The organism is Halopseudomonas nanhaiensis (assembly GCF_020025155.1).
Classification (GTDB): Bacteria; Pseudomonadota; Gammaproteobacteria; order Pseudomonadales; family Pseudomonadaceae; genus Halopseudomonas; species Halopseudomonas nanhaiensis.
This window is the reverse complement of the sequence record NZ_CP073751.1, coordinates 2,879,222-2,896,840: the sequence shown is the minus strand read 5'-3', so window position 1 is coordinate 2,896,840 and position 17,619 is coordinate 2,879,222. Positions and strand designations below refer to the sequence as shown.

18 protein-coding genes are annotated in these 17,619 nt (G+C 60.5%); 15 read left to right on the top strand and 3 right to left on the bottom strand.

Annotated elements, in window-relative coordinates; translation table 11 throughout:
* Nucleotides 1-33: 33 nt before the first annotated feature.
* From KEM63_RS13180 to KEM63_RS13150, 7 genes are all read left to right on the top strand, one after another.
* Complete coding sequence (locus KEM63_RS13180) at nucleotides 34-441, top strand: hypothetical protein (RefSeq protein ID WP_223652364.1); 408 nt, start codon at nucleotides 34-36, stop codon at nucleotides 439-441.
* A gap of 92 nt (nucleotides 442-533) precedes the next feature.
* A protein-coding gene (gene prfB, locus KEM63_RS13175; protein WP_223652362.1) for a peptide chain release factor 2 occupies nucleotides 534-1,629 on the top strand; the annotation gives its coding sequence in 2 pieces (ribosomal slippage) (nucleotides 534-605 and nucleotides 607-1,629; 1,095 coding nt in all).
* Nucleotides 1,630-1,711: 82 nt separating this feature from the next.
* Complete coding sequence (lysS, locus tag KEM63_RS13170; RefSeq protein WP_223652360.1) at nucleotides 1,712-3,214, top strand: lysine--tRNA ligase; 1,503 nt, start codon at nucleotides 1,712-1,714, stop codon at nucleotides 3,212-3,214.
* A gap of 432 nt (nucleotides 3,215-3,646) precedes the next feature.
* Nucleotides 3,647-4,930 (top strand): flavohemoglobin expression-modulating QEGLA motif protein, encoded by a 1,284-nt coding sequence (locus tag KEM63_RS13165; protein ID WP_223652358.1) that lies wholly within the window; start codon nucleotides 3,647-3,649, stop codon nucleotides 4,928-4,930.
* A gap of 11 nt (nucleotides 4,931-4,941) precedes the next feature.
* On the top strand, nucleotides 4,942-5,271 hold the full coding sequence (locus KEM63_RS13160) for a PA3694 family proteiin (protein WP_223652356.1): 330 nt from the start codon (nucleotides 4,942-4,944) through the stop codon (nucleotides 5,269-5,271).
* A 2-nt stretch (nucleotides 5,272-5,273) separates the two neighbouring features.
* Nucleotides 5,274-5,963, top strand: a complete 690-nt coding sequence (gene ung / locus KEM63_RS13155; RefSeq protein WP_223652354.1) for a uracil-DNA glycosylase — start codon at nucleotides 5,274-5,276, stop codon at nucleotides 5,961-5,963.
* Nucleotides 5,964-6,041: 78 nt separating this feature from the next.
* Entirely contained in the window at nucleotides 6,042-6,857 is an 816-nt protein-coding gene (locus KEM63_RS13150) for an enoyl-CoA hydratase (RefSeq protein ID WP_223652352.1), read from the top strand.
* Nucleotides 6,858-6,897: 40 nt separating this feature from the next.
* Here the strand turns inward: KEM63_RS13150 and KEM63_RS13145 are convergent, their stop codons facing one another.
* Nucleotides 6,898-7,731, bottom strand: a complete 834-nt coding sequence (locus KEM63_RS13145; protein WP_223652350.1) for an HDOD domain-containing protein — start codon at nucleotides 7,729-7,731, stop codon at nucleotides 6,898-6,900.
* 18 nt (nucleotides 7,732-7,749) lie between these two features.
* Nucleotides 7,750-8,766 (bottom strand): CAF17-like 4Fe-4S cluster assembly/insertion protein YgfZ, encoded by a 1,017-nt coding sequence (gene ygfZ / locus KEM63_RS13140; RefSeq protein WP_223652348.1) that lies wholly within the window; start codon nucleotides 8,764-8,766, stop codon nucleotides 7,750-7,752.
* A gap of 125 nt (nucleotides 8,767-8,891) precedes the next feature.
* Here ygfZ and KEM63_RS13135 point away from each other — a divergent pair, with 125 nt between their 5' ends.
* Together KEM63_RS13135 and KEM63_RS13130 are read left to right on the top strand one after the other, a co-directional pair.
* Nucleotides 8,892-9,146, top strand: a complete 255-nt coding sequence (locus KEM63_RS13135; protein WP_223652346.1) for an FAD assembly factor SdhE — start codon at nucleotides 8,892-8,894, stop codon at nucleotides 9,144-9,146.
* A 7-nt stretch (nucleotides 9,147-9,153) separates the two neighbouring features.
* Complete coding sequence (locus KEM63_RS13130; RefSeq protein ID WP_223652343.1) at nucleotides 9,154-9,582, top strand: hypothetical protein; 429 nt, start codon at nucleotides 9,154-9,156, stop codon at nucleotides 9,580-9,582.
* On the opposite strand, the gene nadB is transcribed toward KEM63_RS13130, so the two are convergent.
* A complete protein-coding gene (nadB, locus tag KEM63_RS13125) occupies nucleotides 9,551-11,167 on the bottom strand; it encodes an L-aspartate oxidase (protein WP_223652342.1) in 1,617 nt (538 codons plus the stop codon). The two genes, KEM63_RS13130 and nadB, sit on opposite strands and share 32 nt — an antisense overlap.
* Nucleotides 11,168-11,428: 261 nt before the next feature.
* On the opposite strand from nadB, the gene rpoE reads away from it, so the two are divergent.
* From rpoE to lepA, 6 genes are all read left to right on the top strand, one after another.
* Nucleotides 11,429-12,004, top strand: a complete 576-nt coding sequence (rpoE, locus tag KEM63_RS13120; protein ID WP_093394585.1) for an RNA polymerase sigma factor RpoE — start codon at nucleotides 11,429-11,431, stop codon at nucleotides 12,002-12,004.
* A gap of 58 nt (nucleotides 12,005-12,062) precedes the next feature.
* Nucleotides 12,063-12,665, top strand: coding sequence for a sigma-E factor negative regulatory protein (locus tag KEM63_RS13115; protein ID WP_223652340.1), 603 nt, complete (start codon nucleotides 12,063-12,065; stop codon nucleotides 12,663-12,665).
* Between the two features lie 17 nt (nucleotides 12,666-12,682).
* Nucleotides 12,683-13,636, top strand: a complete 954-nt coding sequence (locus tag KEM63_RS13110) for a MucB/RseB C-terminal domain-containing protein (RefSeq protein WP_223652338.1) — start codon at nucleotides 12,683-12,685, stop codon at nucleotides 13,634-13,636.
* Complete coding sequence (locus KEM63_RS13105) at nucleotides 13,636-14,097, top strand: SoxR reducing system RseC family protein (RefSeq protein ID WP_223652335.1); 462 nt, start codon at nucleotides 13,636-13,638, stop codon at nucleotides 14,095-14,097. The genes KEM63_RS13110 and KEM63_RS13105 overlap by 1 nt, the downstream gene beginning before the upstream one ends.
* Before the next feature lie 61 nt (nucleotides 14,098-14,158).
* Nucleotides 14,159-15,604 (top strand): DegQ family serine endoprotease, encoded by a 1,446-nt coding sequence (locus KEM63_RS13100; protein WP_423747807.1) that lies wholly within the window; start codon nucleotides 14,159-14,161, stop codon nucleotides 15,602-15,604.
* Between the two features lie 213 nt (nucleotides 15,605-15,817).
* Nucleotides 15,818-17,617, top strand: coding sequence for a translation elongation factor 4 (lepA, locus tag KEM63_RS13095; protein ID WP_223652333.1), 1,800 nt, complete (start codon nucleotides 15,818-15,820; stop codon nucleotides 17,615-17,617).
* Nucleotides 17,618-17,619 lie beyond the last annotated feature (2 nt).

Sequence of the window (17,619 nt, the reverse complement as noted above, 5' to 3'; positions counted from 1 at the left end):
ATAGTATTGCCAGCTTTCACAAGGAGGTTTCCCATGCGTTGGTTACTTGCGTTCATTGCCGGCTTTCTTGCCGTCCTGTGTTTCCACCAGCCAGCGCTGGGATTGCTGAATGCTGCCGGGGTCGTGCCGTTTGCGCCGTTCTCGCTGGCTCCTACCAAGCCGCTGGGCGTCCCGTCGGTCTTCTCCGGGGCCTTTTTCGGCGGGCTCTGGGCGCTGGCGCTGATGCTTTTTCTCGATCGAACGGGGCGTAGCTGGGTGTGGCTCAAGGCAGCGCTGTTCGGTGGCATCGCGCTGACCGTGGTGGCACTGCTCATCGTCTTCCCGCTCAAGGGGATCGGTCTGGAGCTGGACAAGTTGCCGGCCCGCTTCCTCATCGGCTTCATTCTCAATGCCTGCTGGGGTCTGGGAACCATCGTATTCCTTCGAGCGTTCGGGCGATGAGGTAGCCTTCCGCGCTGGCGGCGCTGGCGGCGCTGCACGGCGCGCGCGATTTCCGCTACAATGGCGGCTTTTTCCCGACGGGACTTGTCACCATGGAAATCAATCCGATCCTTAATACCATCAAGGACCTGCGCGGCCGTACGGATACGATCAGGGGGTATCTTTGACTACGATCACAAACGTGATCGCCTGACTGAAGTCGAGCGCGAGCTCGAAGATCCCAGTGTCTGGAACGACCCCGAACGCGCGCAGAACCTGGGCCGCGAGCGGGCGCAACTCGCGCAGATCGTCGAAACCCTCGACGAGATGTCGGGTGGTCTTGCTGACGCCTCCGAATTGCTGGAAATGGCCAATGAAGAGGACGACGAGTCCGCAGTCGCAGACATCGTCACCGAGCTCAATCGCCTGCAGCAGTCCCTGGAAAAGCTCGAGTTCCGCCGCATGTTCAGCGGCGAGATGGACCCCAACAACTGCTACCTCGACATCCAGGCCGGCTCCGGCGGCACCGAGGCCCAGGACTGGGCCAACATGCTGCTGCGCATGTACCTGCGCTGGGCCGACAAGCATGGCTTCGAGACCGAAATCGTCGAACTGTCCGAAGGCGAAGTCGCCGGCATCAAGAGTGCCACCGTCCACGTCAAGGGCGAATATGTCTTCGGCTGGCTGCGCACCGAGATTGGCGTGCACCGCCTGGTTCGCAAGAGCCCCTATGACTCGGGTAACCGTCGCCATACCTCGTTCTCGGCGGTTTTCGCCTCGCCCGAGATCGATGACGATATCGAGATCGACATCAACCCGGCCGATTTGCGCGTGGATACATATCGCTCTTCCGGCGCCGGCGGCCAGCACGTAAACACTACCGATTCTGCGATCCGGATCACCCACGTGCCGACCAATACTGTGGTCAGTTGCCAGAACCAGCGCTCCCAGCATGCCAACCGTGACACGGCCATGAAGATGCTGCGCGCCAAGCTCTACGAGATGGAAATTCAGAAGCGCAATGCGGCGGCGCAGGCACTGGAGGATACCAAGTCGGATATCGGCTGGGGCCACCAGATTCGTTCCTACGTGCTCGACCAGTCGCGCATCAAGGATCTTCGCACTGGCATCGAGCGCAGTGATTGCGACAAGGTACTCGACGGCGATCTGGACGAATACATCGAGGCCAGCCTGAAGCAGGGTCTGTAACCCTGCGCAGGTGAACGCGCCTCTGGCGGCGAGTCGTCGCCCTGGCAAGAACTCATTGAATTGAACCTGGAATCAACCTGAAATGACCGACCAGCCGCAAGACCAGCATGCCCTGCAAGAGGAAGAGAACAGTCTGATCGCCCTGCGCAAGGAAAAGCTTGCCGCGCAGCGCGCCAAGGGCAGCGTCTTCCCCAATCGATTCCGTCGTGACAGCTACGCTGGCCGACTGCAGAAGCAGTATGCGGACAAGAGCAAGGAAGAGCTTGAATCGGCTGCGATCCCGGTCAAGGTCGCGGGGCGGATCATGCTCAATCGTGGCGCCTTCATGGTGCTGCAGGACATGTCCGGGCGGATTCAGGTTTATGTCGACCGCAAAGGCCTGCCGGCCGAGACGCTCGAGCAGATCAAGACCTGGGACATGGGCGACATCATTTCGGCCGAAGGCACGCTGGCGCGCTCCGGCAAGGGTGATCTGTACGTGCACATGACTGCAGTCGAGCTGCTGACCAAGTCGCTGCGGCCACTGCCGGACAAGTTTCACGGCCTGACCGACACCGAACAGCGCTATCGTCAGCGCTACGTCGACCTCATCGTCAACGAAGACACGCGCAACACCTTCCAGGTGCGCTCGAAGATCATCAGCCACATCCGCCGCTTTCTAGCAGAGCGCGACTTCCTTGAAGTCGAAACGCCGATGTTGCAGACCATCCCTGGCGGTGCGGCGGCCAAGCCGTTCGAGACGCATCACAATGCACTCGATCTGCCGATGTTTCTGCGCATTGCTCCGGAGTTGTACCTCAAGCGTCTGGTCGTCGGCGGCTTCGAGCGCGTGTTCGAGATCAACCGCAACTTCCGTAATGAAGGCGTCTCGACCCGGCACAACCCTGAGTTCACGATGCTCGAGTTCTACCAGGCGTACGCTGATTACGAAGACAACATGGACCTGACCGAGGAGCTGTTCCGCGAGCTGGCCATGGCGGTTCTGGGCACCACTGATGTGCCCTATCAGGGCAAGGTGTTCCACTTCGGCGAACCGTTCGCGCGTCTGTCGGTATTCGACTCGATCCTCAAGTACAGCCCGGAAATTACCGCCGCCGATCTGCAGGATCTGGACAAGGCCCGTGCCATCGCCAAGAAGGCCGGCGCCGATGTGAAAGGGTTCGAAGGCCTGGGCAAACTGCAGGTGATGATCTTTGAAGAGCTGGTCGAGCACAAACTTGAGCAGCCCACGTTCATCACGCGTTATCCGTTCGAAGTGTCGCCGCTGGCGCGTCGCAGCGACGATGACCCGAGTGTGACCGATCGCTTCGAGCTGTTCATTGGCGGACGCGAGATCGCCAACGCTTATTCGGAGCTCAATGACGCCGAAGATCAGGCCGAGCGGTTCCACGCGCAGGTGGCCGACAAGGACGCCGGTGACGACGAAGCGATGCACTACGACGCCGACTTCGTCCGTGCTCTGGAGTACGGTATGCCGCCGACGGCGGGGGAGGGCATCGGGATTGACCGTCTGGTGATGCTGTTGACCGATTCGCCGTCTATCCGTGACGTGATCCTGTTCCCGCATATGCGGCCGGAGCAGTAAACCGGGTAATGGGATTATTGTTCAGAGCGGGGAAGCTCTACCGTTCGGTTTCGGTGTGCAGCGTGCCTGGGTATGGCCTGTGACGGACACGCTACTAGCCATCCATGGGGCTCGACGGTGGCCATCCATGGCCACCGACGGTCCGCCACAGGCCACACCCAGACTCGCCAAGCATGCTGCGAGTGGCTAGAGCTCCGGCGAACGTTGTGCGGTTCGCCCAGTAGAGACACCGGTTTTCGTTTTCGTAGCGCACAGGGCAGTTGCGGCGCCGGGTACTGACCCTGGCGGACCGTCGATAGCCATGGATGGCTATCGCCGAGCCTACAGGGACGTACTTGTGGCGTGTCCGCGAGGGTCGGTATCCGGCAAAGCCAGCCACCAGACTCGAGCGCGCCGAGTTTGTACCACAACGTTCACAACCGGGGTTACTCAATGGCAGTCAAGCAAAGCGAGCAATACCAACTGGTGATCCGCAGCCTGTCCGACCGGCTGGTGGATGCCCAGGCGCCGATCCGTATTCTTGATGCGATCAAATGGGACGATAACGTTCGCGAGGAATTTTTCCGCAAGCGCTGCAAGAGCCTGCCGGATGTGAACCCGAACTATTACGCGACGCGCCCGTTGGGTTTCGATCCAACCGAGCGGCGTGAAGTGCTGCAGGACATCGAGCGCGATATCACCCGGCAGTTAGGCACCTTCAATCCTGTTGGGCAGATCATGCGTCGCATGTGCCGCGAGTACCGGATGGTCATTCGCATGGTCGAGGCGCGAGGCAAGCCGGACTTCGGCCTGATTTCGCAGGAGCTGTACGGTTCCGCATCGGACGCTTTCCATGCTGGAGATCCGACGCTCACCGACCTGGGCATGATGCTCAGCGAGTCGCTGACCAACATCGGTACTGATCTGGGCCGCGAACCCAAGACCATTGCAGCCCCGGAAGCGGTGGCGATTCTGCAGGAACGCATGGATCAGGCGTTTCCGGACGACCGTGCGGTGCGCGTCTTCGAATCCGACGGCATCGTCGCCGACGCGGCTGCCGGCGCCGACTATATCAAGATCCGCAGCGACGCCATGTTCAATCAGCGCGACCTCAAGCTTCTGGCGGTGCATGAGGGGATGGTGCATGTCGCGACCAGTCTCAACGGCCAGCACCAGCCGATCTGTACCTTTCTGGCCAAGGGGCCGCCGTCGTCCACGGTCACCCAGGAAGGTCTGGCGATCCTGATGGAAGTGATCACCTTCGCTTCCTATCCGGCACGCCTGCGTAAACTGACCGACCGTACACGTGCCATTCAGCTGGCGGAATCCGGCGGCAACTTCCTGGACATCTTCCAGTTTTATCGTGATGAGGGTTACACCAAGGACGACAGCTACAACAATGCCAGCCGGGTGTTCCGTGGGTCGAGTCCGGAGGGTCTGCCCTTCACCAAGGACCTGGCTTACCTCAAGGGCTTCATTCTGACCTACAACTACATTCAGCTGGCGGTGCGCAAAGGCAAGCTCAACCAGATTCCGCTGCTGTTCTGTGGCAAGACCACGCTGGAGGACATGCGGACGTTGGGACAACTGGTTGACGAAGGTCTGGTCGTGCCCCCGCGCTATCTCCCTGAGCCGTTTGCAGACCTCAATGCGCTGAGCGCCTGGATGTGTTTTTCCGGATTTCTCAACAACCTCAGCCTCGAACGTATCGAAGCTGACTATGCCAACATTCTGTGAGCGGAGCGGGTATGAGCGACAAAGCGGAAGTGAACAAGCTCCCCCTGATACTGACTGCCATGGGGACGGTGCTCTTTACCGTGGGGGTGTTGCACCTGTACGGCTATCTGAATTTTGCGCGTGAGCAGGACAGCCGCCTGGTTGCCGAATTCAGTCTGGTTACCGTGGGCTCGGACGAGGCCGGGCAGTTGCGCAGCCGCGCCGCGAATCAGGTTGCCGAGTGCGTGGACGGCGTGCTGGTCCTGCACGATGCACGCCATAACGGGCTCTCGGGGTTGCTGGTCGATCAGCGTCAGCGTGTCGTGCGCTGCAATGCTCAATCCGTTCCGGTTGTGCAGTAGCCATGGCGGCTCGCGACGTACGGCTTGAACCGGGCTGGAAACAGGCGCTCGCCGAAGAGTTCGACCAGCCTTACATGCAACAGCTGCGAGCGTTTCTGCTGGAGCAGAAGACGGCGGGCAAGCAGGTTTATCCCCCCGGCCCCTTGATCTTCAATGCATTGAACAGCACTCCGCTGGACGACGTGAAAGTGGTCATCATCGGCCAGGACCCGTATCACGGTCCGGGGCAGGCCCATGGGCTGTGTTTTTCAGTTCCCCCCGGCGTTCCTGCGCCACCTTCGCTGCAGAACATCTTCAAGGAGCTGCAGCGCGATCTCGCCCTTCCCATTCCGCGCCACGGTTGCCTGCAGAGCTGGGCCGAGCAGGGCGTTCTGCTGCTCAATGCGGTGTTGACCGTGGAACACAGCCAGGCCGGTTCCCATGCCAATCGCGGCTGGGAGCGCTTCACGTCGCGCATCATCGATGTGCTCAACGCCCGGTGTGAGCACCTGGTGTTCATGCTCTGGGGCAGCTACGCACAGAAGAAGGGGCAGCAGATCAATGCAGACAGGCATCTGGTGCTCAAGTCGGTTCATCCGTCGCCGTTGTCGGCGCACCGCGGTTTCATTGGCAATGGTCACTTCTCGCAAGCCAACGAGTATCTGCGCCGCCATGGCAGACCGGCGGTAGACTGGGAGCTTCCGGCGCTCTGAGTTAACGCCGCTCCGCTGCTGACGATTCCCGCAGGTTGGCTTAATCTGTGATGAACGTCGACCCACACGGAGGCTGCCATGGAACATGCACTCACGCCCTACACCGCTCTGGTTCCGCGTACCGACAAGCTGGTTGTCCAGAAGGTCGGCCACACCGCGCTGGTGACGATCGATAACCCCCCTGCCAATACCTGGGACACTGACACCCTGCATGGTCTGGTCGAGCTGATCGATCACCTGAATCAGGATTCCGACATTTACGCGCTGGTCATCACAGGCCGCGGGCATCGCTTCTTTTCCGCCGGCGCGGACCTGCGGATGTTTGCCGAAGGCGACAAGTCACAGGCGAGGATGATATCGCGGCTCTTCGGACAGGCATTTGAAGCGCTGCGCGATTTCTCGGGCGTGTCGATTGCCGCGATCAACGGCTATGCGCTCGGCGGCGGCCTGGAATGCGCGCTGGCCTGTGACATTCGTATCGCCGAGCGTGAGGCCCACCTGGGATTGCCCGAGGCGAGCGTCGGGCTCCTGCCGTGCGCGGGTGGCACGCAGGCACTGGCGTGGCTGGTGGGTGAGGGTTGGGCCAAGCGCATGATCCTCTGCGGTGAACGGATCGATGGCGTGAAGGCCGAGCGCATTGGTCTGGTGGAAGACGTGGTCGAGCAGGGGCAGGCGTTACCCGCAGCACTACGGCTGGCTGCGCAGGTGAGTCGGCAGAGCCCGCGGGCGGTCGGCTATTCCAAGCACCTGATCCAGGCGGCCCGCGCCCGACCGATCAATACGGCGCTGACTGAAGAGCGTGAAAGGTTTGTGGATCTGTTTGATCTGGAGGACACCACTGAAGGCGTGAACGCCTTCCTGCAGAAACGCCCACCTCAGTGGCGCAACCGCTAGATAGAAAAAAGCGGCAGTTCGGCGCTGCCGCTTCATCGTTTCAGCCGAGCAACTGCATCGCGGCTTCCATTTCTGCCGAGAGATCCTCGTCTTCTTCATCCTCGTACGGATTCAATCCCAGCTTGGCGAAGGCCGGTACCTGTGCGCAGTCGATGCTGGCGCAGGGGTGATCGGTACCTGCGACGCTCTGCAGCACCGCCACCTGCACGATATCGGCATAATCCACTTCAGCGGAGTTGCGCTTGAAGTCCAGATGCTGGGTCGGCACATGGCGCAGTGGCAGCGGAAAGTCCCATGCCTGAAGAATGCGGTCACCGAGAATCGGATGAATGCGCTCTATGACCAGATCGAGACTTTTCTCATCGCCCAGCAGCTCTTCGTTCTCTTCGGCATAGCTGAGGATCGGCAGTACCCCGATCAGGTGTACGAGCCCGCCGAGTGTCGCCTGGTCAGGCTTCAGCTTCGTGTAATGGCGACACAAAACGTGACTGATGCCGGCGACCTCGGTGCTACGCGACCACACCTGACGCATTTTCGCATCGATGAAATCGGTGGTTGCCTGGAACATTTGCGCCATCGCCAGGCCGGTAGCCAGGTTGGCGGTGTAGGTGATGCCCATACGGTTCACGGCCATTCCCAGATCGGTGATTTCCTGCCGGGTACGCAGCAAAGGGCTGTTGACGACCTTGATCAAACGGGCGCTGAGCGCGGCGTCGGTGCTGATCTCACGAACCAGATGGGGAATGCTGACATCCGGGTCTTCCGCTGCTTCGCGCACACGCAGGGCGACTTCCGGAAGCGTGGGCAGAACCAGCTGATCCCGGTCGATGGCTTCCATCAGCTGTTCTTGTACGCGTTGGGCCAGATCTGTCATTGAGGTTTCCCTTGCTCGTTATTCCTTGTCGGCCTCACCGGCCTCCAGCTGCGCATCGTACGGCAATCCGCCCAGGCTCAGTAGTGGCCCATCGCTATTGCCGACAACCAGTGTCGTCAATTGTGCCGCATCCTTCTGTAGAACAGCCAGTGATTCCACGCCGCTTTCGCTCCGAGCGGCCATAACTATCTCCCCAACGGTCTGGCCTGTTGCACGATCAACAACCACCGTGCCCGGCGGCGGCGCTGTGTCGCCGGCCAGGAGCGTTCGGTACATGCGTCGCTTGAGTTTCCCCAGATACTGCATGCGCGCAACGATTTCCTGGCCGGTGTAGCAGCCCTTGCGAAAGCTCACGCCGCCCAGCTGCTGCAGATTGAGCATCTGCGGTATGAAGGTTTCGTAGGTTTCCGGATACACCTGGCCAATGCCTGCCCGGATAAGCCAGAGCGTCCAGGCCTGACTGGCAAGGGCCGTTGTAGTGCTGGTCAGGTGCTCGATGGTGGAGGAGGCCTGGTCTGGCCTGAGCCATATTTCTGCAGCATCGTCAGCGATCCGAATGACCAGACTCTGCTCGCTTTGCGCAACGCTGTTGCGAGAGGCGGGGCAGGGTAGATCGCTCTCGCCGAGCACACGTTCGAGACGCGAACCATGGATTCCCAGTCTCAGCCATTCTGCGGTGACGTCCTGGAGCTGCGTCTTGAAAAACACTGCATACTTTTTCAGTTCCGCGATCTGTCTTTCCAGTAGTTCGGCATGCAGCACCAGCAGAAAGCTGTCCTCGGCGAGACGCGTCAGGCGAAAGCTGGACTGCATACGGCCCTTCGGATTGCAACGTGCGCCCAGCGTGCTCTGGCCTGCCTGCAGCGTATTGACGTCGCAGGTCACCTGACCTTGCAGAAACCGCGCCGTGTCCGGCCCTGTCAGCGCGATCACGGCTTCGTGATCGAGCAGGCACAGTGCCGTGTCGACCCCTTGCGCTGGAAGCGGCGCCGTAAATGTTGCTGCAAGGGAGGAGGAGACGCTGGTCTGGGGCATGGGTAGTTGTCCTGAATTGGGCTGTTACATCATAGGTCTGGCCGACCCTGCTTGTCAGCGTTGGCTTGAGGCTATACTGATGTTTGTGCATCATGCCCAGCTTTCAACCGCTGATGGAGAAGTCGATGTCGGCCGAAGTAGAGTACAAGCGCCTGTACTGGCATAGTCGACGCGGCATGCTGGAGCTCGACGTCCTGCTCCTGCCCTTTCTGGAGGAGGTCTATCTGGACCTCGAAGCCGATGACAAGCTACGTTATCGAAAGCTGCTGGAGTGTGAAGACCAGGATATGTTCGTCTGGTTCATGCAGCGAGGTGAACCGGATGATCCGGATCTCAAACGCATCGTGAGGATGATATTGGATCGTGTCCAGCCCAGGTGATTTTCTCGTGTTGAAGCGCCAACCTTCCCGTTTGCTCGGTGGGTTGATCGTGATGATCTCCGTTCTGGCCATCGCGGGGCTGTACCGCAGTGGTCTCCACGGCGTCCAGGTAGCGCTGTGCATGACGCTGGTGCTGATCTACTGCTGGTGGGTCTGGCCGCGGCAGGTGAGCCTGAGTCATGCTGCGTCGATCATCGGGCTGCGCTTTGACAGTCAGGGTTGGCACGTCCTAAGACGCGATGGCAGTGAGGCGGGAGCGAGCCTGCAGGGGGACACCTTCGTCAGCGCTTTCCTGACGGTCGTCCGCCTGCGCGAACCCGGCCGCTGGTTGCCTGTCTCGGTCATCCTGCCGGCTGACGCGGCTTCGGAAGACTCGCTTCGCCGTCTGCGTCTGCGTCTGCGCTTCAGTCGCCAGCGCTGGGCGGCTGCAGAATAGTATCGACGGGTTCGTCCGCCTGCGCGGGGTAGTCGAGCGTGTAGTGCAATCCTCGGCTCTCCTTGCGCAGCATGGCTGAACGGATGATCAGATCCGCCACCACTGCCAGGTTGCGCAGCTCCAGCAAATCCCGGGTCACCGTATAGTTGCTGTAGAACTCGTGAATCTCCGCCAGCAGCATATCGACCCTGTGCTTGGCGCGCTGCAATCGCTTGGTTGTGCGTACGATGCCCACATAGTCCCACATGAAACGCCGCAGCTCGTCCCAGTTGTGCGAGATGATGACATCCTCGTCCGAGTCGGTGACGCGGCTTTCATCCCATGCCGGCAGGTCTGCCGAGCTTTGCGCCTGGTCGAGGTTCGCCAGAATGTCCCGGCTGGCTGCGCGACCGTACACGATGCACTCGAGCAGCGAGTTGCTGGCCATCCGGTTGGCGCCGTGCAGTCCGGTGAAACTGGTTTCCCCGATCGCATAAAGCCCCGGCACATCGGTGTGGCCGTTCTCGTCGACCATCACGCCGCCACAGGTGTAGTGCGCCGCCGGGACGACCGGTATTGCCTCGCGGGTAATATCCATCCCGAACTGCAGGCAACGTTCGTACACCGTCGGGAAATGGCTGCGAATAAAGTCTGCCGGCTTGTGGGTGATGTCGAGATACACGCAGTCGAGGCCCAGGCGTTTCATCTCATGATCGATGGCTCGGGCCACGATGTCCCTCGGCGCAAGCTCCGCACGCTGGTCGAAGCGGGGCATGAAGCGAGTGCCGTCAGGAAGCTTGAGCACTGCACCTTCGCCGCGCAGCGCCTCGGTTACCAGAAAGCTCTTGGCCTTCGGGTGGTACAGACAGGTGGGATGGAACTGATTGAATTCCATGTTGGCCACCCGGCAACCCGCGCGCCAGGCCATGGCGATGCCATCACCCGATGCGCTGTCCGGGTTGCTGGTGTACAGATAAACCTTGCTCGCCCCACCCGTGGCGAGTACGGTGAACCGCGCAGCGAAGGTTTCAACGCTGCCGGTCTGCCGGTTCAACACATACGCGCCCAGACAGCGATTGTCGCCATCCAGCCCTAGTTTGGAGCGAGTAATGAGGTCTACGGCCACCCGGTCCTGCAGCAATTCGATGTTCGAATGCTCCTGAGCTCGACGCAGCAATGTGTTGAAGATCGCAGCGCCAGTAGCATCCGCGGCATGGATGATTCGACGGTGGCTATGGCCACCTTCGCGGGTCAGATGGAAGTCGTCTGTTTCGCTGCCGTCTTCGCGTCGTTCTCGCGTGAACGGCACGCCCTGGCCGACCAGCCAGCCGATGGCGTCGCGGCTGTCGCCGACGATCTGGCGCACAGCCTCTTCATGGCACAGCCCGGCCCCGGCCACGAGCGTGTCCTGCACATGGGCATCGACGGTATCGCTGTCGTCAAGCACGGCGGCAACACCACCCTGGGCCCAGAAGGTCGAGCCTTCGGAGAGCTGGCCCTTGCTCAGCACAGCCACGCGCAGATCGCTGGCCAGATGCAGGGCGAGGGTAAGGCCTGCCGCTCCGCTGCCGATAACCAGTACGTCGTAATTCAGTTTCGCCGTCATATGATTCCGCAAGTTCGATGCGCGGGCCGTTCGGGCTCGGCGCGAGGGGTAGTATATAGAAGCCGAGTTGGCGACAATACCGTCCGCTTTGCCTGGACGCGGTTGGGCAGGATGACGGCAACAAGAATGACACGCTGCGGGAACTTTTCTGCAACGCTTCGCTCTCATTGCTGAACCTGATAAGGGGAGAACTTTTGGCTACATTGCAGGTCTATAATTTCAAGGCATGGGTGTTGCCTCTACGCCACGGAGAGCGGAGGTATGGCTGAACAGACGGACCAGCAGTTGGTCGAACGGGTTCAAAAAGGCGACAAACGTGCATTTGATTTGCTGGTTCTGAAATACCAGCACAAGATTCTGGCTCTGGTAACGCGTTTCGTTCATGACAATCACGAGGCGCAGGACGTAGCCCAAGAAGCATTCATCAAGGCATACCGTGCCTTGGCGAACTTTCGCGGTGATAGCGCGTTCTATACGTGGCTCTACCGCATCGCGATCAACACGGCGAAGAACTATCTGGTTGCGCGCGGACGCCGTCCGCCGGATTCGGACATCGCTGCGGAAGATGCGGAGTATTACGAAGGTGACAGTGCTCTAAAGGATATCCATTCGCCCGAGCGCGACATGTTGCGCGATGAAATCGAGCAGGTGGTGAACCGAACGCTGCAATTGTTGCCTGATGATTTGAGAACAGCGCTGACCTTGCGCGAATTCGAAGGTCTGAGCTACGAGGATATTGCTTCGGTGATGGAATGTCCGGTCGGGACCGTCAGGTCACGGATTTTCCGAGCACGTGAAGCGATCGACAAAGCCCTCAAACCGTTGCTCGAAGCGTGAGCAGGCTTAAAGGGTTAATCGCACCAAGCCCCCTGGGGTCTTTAGCAGAGGTACACCAATGAGAAGCGAATCCTTGCAGGAGTCTATCTCCGCGCTCATGGACGGCGAAGCCGAGCAGTTGGAAATCCGGCGCGTGCTCCAGGCCACCGATCAGGACCCTGCGGTTCGTGGGACCTGGGATCGGTATCAGCTCGCCAGAGCTGTTATGCACAAGGAACCCTGGCAGCCGAAGGTTGACCTGTCCGCGGGTATCGCTGCGGCCCTGGCCAACGAGCCGGCACCACGTGCTTCGGCCAAGTTCTCTGCTGCCTGGCATACTCTGGGCAAGGTCGCAGTCGCCGCGTCGGTCACTGTTGCCGTGCTCGTCGGTGTGCGCATGGTCAACCAGGGACCCGTACCGGGTGAGTCACCGGCTCTGGCCGAGCGTTCAGCTCCGGCAGCGATCGAGCAGGCGCAGGCGCCGGCTGTGGCGCCGCAGCCAGGCACGGCCGTGCTCGCGGGCTTCCAGTCTTCCGCTGACGCTCAAGCTACTCCGGCTGCACCTGCATGGCAGGAACAGCGCATCGGTGAGTATCTGCGCAAGCATGCCGAGAACGGTGCTCAATCACCCGCTCCGCAACTGGTGCCGCAAGCTCGTGCTGCGAGCCTGGACGACCAGTAACCGGAGGGCGACTAACGGTGCCAGGAAACAGGGAAGCACTGCGCTGGGCTGGTTTGGCATGCTGCCTGGTACCTTTTACGGTATCGGCGGACGAAGCGCAGGACTGGTTGGAGAAGATGACCGAGGCGTCGGGGGAGCTCAGCTTCCACGGCGCCTTCGTGTATGAGCGCTCTGGTAGCTTCACTACCCATCAGATATGGCGTAGTGCGAGTGACGGCGCCGTCACCGAGCGCCTGATTCAATCCGATGGTCCGATACAGGAGTGGTTGCGTCGCGATGGTCGTCTGGTCTGCTCCAGCACCGCTGGTACAGGTCTCAATCCGCACGAAGCGTCACAGCCTGTTGACGAGCTCAAACTGCTGGCCGACTCCTACAACACCAGTGTGGTCGGTTCTACCCGCGTCTCGGCCAGACCGGTCACCGTATTGACGGTCACTCCGCACGATGCGCACCGTTACGCGTACGAACTCTACGTTGATTCCAAAACCGGCCTGTTGCTCAAGTCGCTGATGATCGACGATCGGGGTACCTTGCTCGAACGCTTCCAGTTCGCTGCGGTAGAAATCGGGGAAATGTCACCCGAGCAGCTCGAGACGATAACTGAATGTCCTGCGGTCCAGCCGGCTCCGGCGCGTATAGCCGCAACGGACGACCAGTGGCGCCCGGCCTGGTTGCCTCAGGGTTTCAAGGTAAGATCCGAGTCTGCAGAGCAGCTTGATGACATGCCTTCAGTATCTCTTAGTCGCACCTATACAGACGGGCTTACCCGCTTCAGCCTGTTCATCGAAGAACTCGGTGAAGCGCGTCGCGCCGAAGATGTTCGCGCGCAGCTTGGTCCTACCGTAGCGATCAGCCGAAGGTTGGCCATGCCGAATGGGACCTACCTGGCCACGTTGGTGGGCGAGATTCCGGCCGCTACAGCTGAGCGTATCGTAGCCTCGCTGCTGCCCATGCAAGGTGATGTGCAGTAATGATCGAAGAACAGGGCAGGGTTCTGGGCGTGGAATCGGGCGCCGTATGGGTCGAGACGGTAAGGCGCAGCACCTGCGGCAGCTGCCAGGCGCGTGCGGGCTGCGGTCAGGCCCTGCTGAGCAAGCTCGGCTCCGGCTCCAAGCCCGGATTCGTGCGGGTGCTCTCGGACAGCTTCCACGAGGTTGGTGACGAGGTCATCATTGGCATACCGAAGCATGCCGTGGTGGTGGGCTCGATGTGGGTATATCTGGCTCCGCTCGGTGTACTCTTCCTCTTCGCCCTCGTTGCACAGGCCCTCGGGTTCGCCGAGCCGGCAATCATCGCTGCATCGACTATCGGGCTCGTTGCAGGGCTCGCACTGGTCCGCTGGCACGCCCGCCGGCATGCGGCAGACCCGCATTTCCAGCCGCGGCTGCTGCGTACGCTTACCAGTAATGTCGCCTTTCCGACAGGCGGTTGATCGACAGTCCGAATTGTCTGACAATCCGTCGAGTTTCTTTTGCCATATGGGGGTAGTTCCTGTGTCCACGTATCCCGTGCATAGCTGGTTCGTTGCGCTTGTCGGCGCAGTTCTGCTGTCGTGGCAGACCGCTGCCACCGCGCGAAGCCTGCCCGATTTCACCGAACTGGTCGAAGAGGCTTCGCCGGCGGTGGTCAACATCAGTACTCGGCAGAATGCCGATCCGCGTGCGGCCGGCATGCAGGGCGGGCCGGGCATGCAGCCTGGCATGCCGGATCTCGAAGGGCTGCCGCCGATCTTTCGCGAATTCTTCGAGCGCGGATTTCCCCAGGGCCAGGCTCCCCAGCGACAGGCCCAGTCACTGGGCTCGGGCTTCATCATCTCCGCTGATGGTTACGTTCTGACCAACAATCACGTGGTGGCCGGTGCCGATGAGATATTCGTACGCCTCACTGACCGTCGTGAATTGTCTGCCGAGCTCATAGGTGCCGATCCGCGTTCCGATCTGGCGTTGCTGAAAATCGAGGCAGGCGAGGATCTCCCCGTGGTACGGATGGGCCGCTCTGCTGACCTGAAAGCCGGCGAGTGGGTGGTTGCGATCGGCTCGCCCTTTGGCTTCGATCATTCCGTCACCGCTGGCATCGTCAGCGCCAAGGGGCGTGCGCTGCCCAACGAAAGTTATGTCCCGTTCATCCAGACCGATGTAGCGATCAACCCGGGTAACTCCGGCGGTCCGCTGTTCAATCTCGATGGTGAGGTGGTAGGTATCAATTCGCAGATTTTTACGCGTTCCGGCGGGTTCATGGGTCTGTCGTTCTCGATTCCGGTTGATGTCGCCATGGACGTGGTCGAGCAGCTCAAGCGCGATGGCACGGTTCGCCGCGGCTGGCTTGGTGTGGTGATTCAGGAAGTAAACAAGGATCTGGCCGAATCCTTCGGTTTGCCGAAGCCGGCCGGTGCACTGGTCGCTCAGGTCATGCCGGGTGGACCCGGTGATGAAGGCGGTCTGCAGGTGGGTGACGTCATCCTGTCATTCAATGACGAGGAGATCGTCATGTCATCCGACCTCCCGCATGCAGTCGGGCGCGTCCGTCCGGGCGAGACGGCGACCGTCACCGTGATGCGCGACAAGGAGCGGCAGAAGCTGGAAATGAAGATCGGAGCGTTGCCGGAGGAAGATCAGGCGGCTATGCCGGGCAGTCAGCCCCAGTCGGGTTCCTCTGCTGCGGATAACCGGTTGGGTGTAGTCGTACGTGATCTGACTGCCGAGCAGAAACAGAATCTGGACGTGCAGGAAGGCGTCATGGTAGCTGAGGTCCGTCAGGGCCCGGGAGCCATGGTCGGCTTGCGGCCGGGTGACGTCATTACCAATCTGGACAACGAGCGCATCGACACCGTCAAGACGTTCCAGCAGGTGGTGAAGGATCTACCGTCGAATCGCTCGATCTCGATGCGCGTGGTGCGCCAGGGTCGGGCCAGTTACATCACCTTCCGTCTCGGTCAGTAAGACCGCAGATGTTGCACACGGCGCCCCCGCGAGTTGCTCGTCGGGGCGCCGTTTTCATTGGTGTTCCGCGTTCCCTTGACTCGTCGGGTTGGCCGTTTCCGCCCGGCCTGGCGATAGCAAGGCCTGATGCAATCGGGTACACTCGCGGGCTGTTTTCGGGGAAGCTCCCCGCCATCGCCATGCCTGGCACCCCTTGTCTGGAAGATCCTTGCTGTGAGTGACCTGAGTCTCATCCGAAACTTTTCGATCATTGCCCATATCGACCACGGCAAGTCCACGCTGGCTGATCGCTTCATCCAGATCTGTGGCGGCCTGACCGAGCGGGAAATGGCCGAACAGGTTCTCGATTCCATGGATCTCGAGCGCGAGCGTGGCATCACTATCAAGGCGCACAGCGTCACGCTGTATTACACCGCGCGCGATGGCAAGACCTACCAGCTGAACTTCATCGATACGCCCGGCCATGTCGATTTCCATTACGAAGTCAGCCGCTCGTTGGCCGCGTGTGAAGGCGCACTGCTGGTGGTCGACGCGGCCCAGGGCGTCGAGGCGCAGTCCGTCGCCAACTGTTACACGGCTATCGAGCAAGGCCTGGAAGTGATGCCGGTGTTGAACAAGATCGACCTGCCGCAGGCCGAGCCGGAACGTGTGATGGCAGAGATCGAAAGCGTGATCGGCATCGATGCGACCGATGCGGTCGCGTGCAGTGCCAAAAGCGGCCTCGGCGTTGAAGATGTCCTGGAGAGGCTGATCAAGACGATTCCTTCGCCGGTAGGTGAAATCGAAGCCCCGCTGCAGGCGCTGATCATCGACTCGTGGTTCGACAACTACCTTGGCGTCGTGTCGCTGGTCAGGGTCAAGCACGGTCGTATCAAGAAGGGCGACAAGGTTCTGGTGAAATCGACCGGCAAGGTCCATCAGGTTGACAGCGTCGGCGTGTTCAATCCGAAGCACAGCGAGACCGTTGATCTGAAGGCCGGTGAAGTAGGCTTCATTATTGCCGGCATCAAGGATATTCAGGGCGCTCCGGTAGGCGATACGCTGACGCTGTCCAACACTCCCGATGTAGCGATGTTGCCCGGTTTCCAGAAGGTCAAGCCGCAGGTCTACGCCGGTCTGTTCCCTGTAAGCTCGGATGATTTCGAGGATTTTCGCGAGGCATTGCAGAAGCTCACGCTCAACGATGCGTCGCTGCACTTCGAGCCGGAAAGCTCGGAAGCGCTGGGCTTCGGTTTCCGTTGCGGCTTCCTCGGGATGCTGCATATGGAGATCATTCAGGAGCGGCTCGAGCGCGAGTACGATCTGGATCTCATCACGACGGCGCCGACAGTAGTCTTCGAAGTGGTGAAGAAGGACGGCGAGGTCAGCTACGTGGATAACCCATCACGGCTCCCCGATCCGTCGATGATCGAGGAGATGCGCGAGCCGATCGTACGCGCCAATATCCTCGTACCCCAGGATCATCTGGGCGCGGTCATCACGCTGTGCGTGGAAAAACGTGGTGTACAGCACGACATGGTGTTTCTCGGCACTCAGGTTCAGGTTATCTATGATCTGCCGATGAACGAGGTAGTGCTCGATTTCTTCGATCGACTCAAGTCGGTCAGCCGCGGGTACGCCTCGCTCGACTACAGCTTCGATCGTTTCCAGCCAGCCAAGCTGGTTCGGCTGGATATCCTGATCAATGCCGAGAAGGTCGATGCGCTGGCGCTGATCGTCCATCGCGACAACGCGCCCTATCGGGGCCGCCAGTTGGTCGAGAAGATGAGCGAACTGATTCCCCGTCAGATGTTCGACGTGGCAATCCAGGCGGCTATCGGCGGCCAGATCATTGCCCGCTCGACAGTCAAGGCACTGCGCAAGAACGTGCTTGCCAAGTGCTATGGCGGCGATGCCAGCCGGAAGAAGAAGCTTCTCGAGAAGCAGAAGGCGGGCAAGAAGCGGATGAAGCAGGTCGGAAGCGTGGAGATTCCACAGGAAGCATTCCTGGCGGTGCTCAAGGTCGATAACTAGGA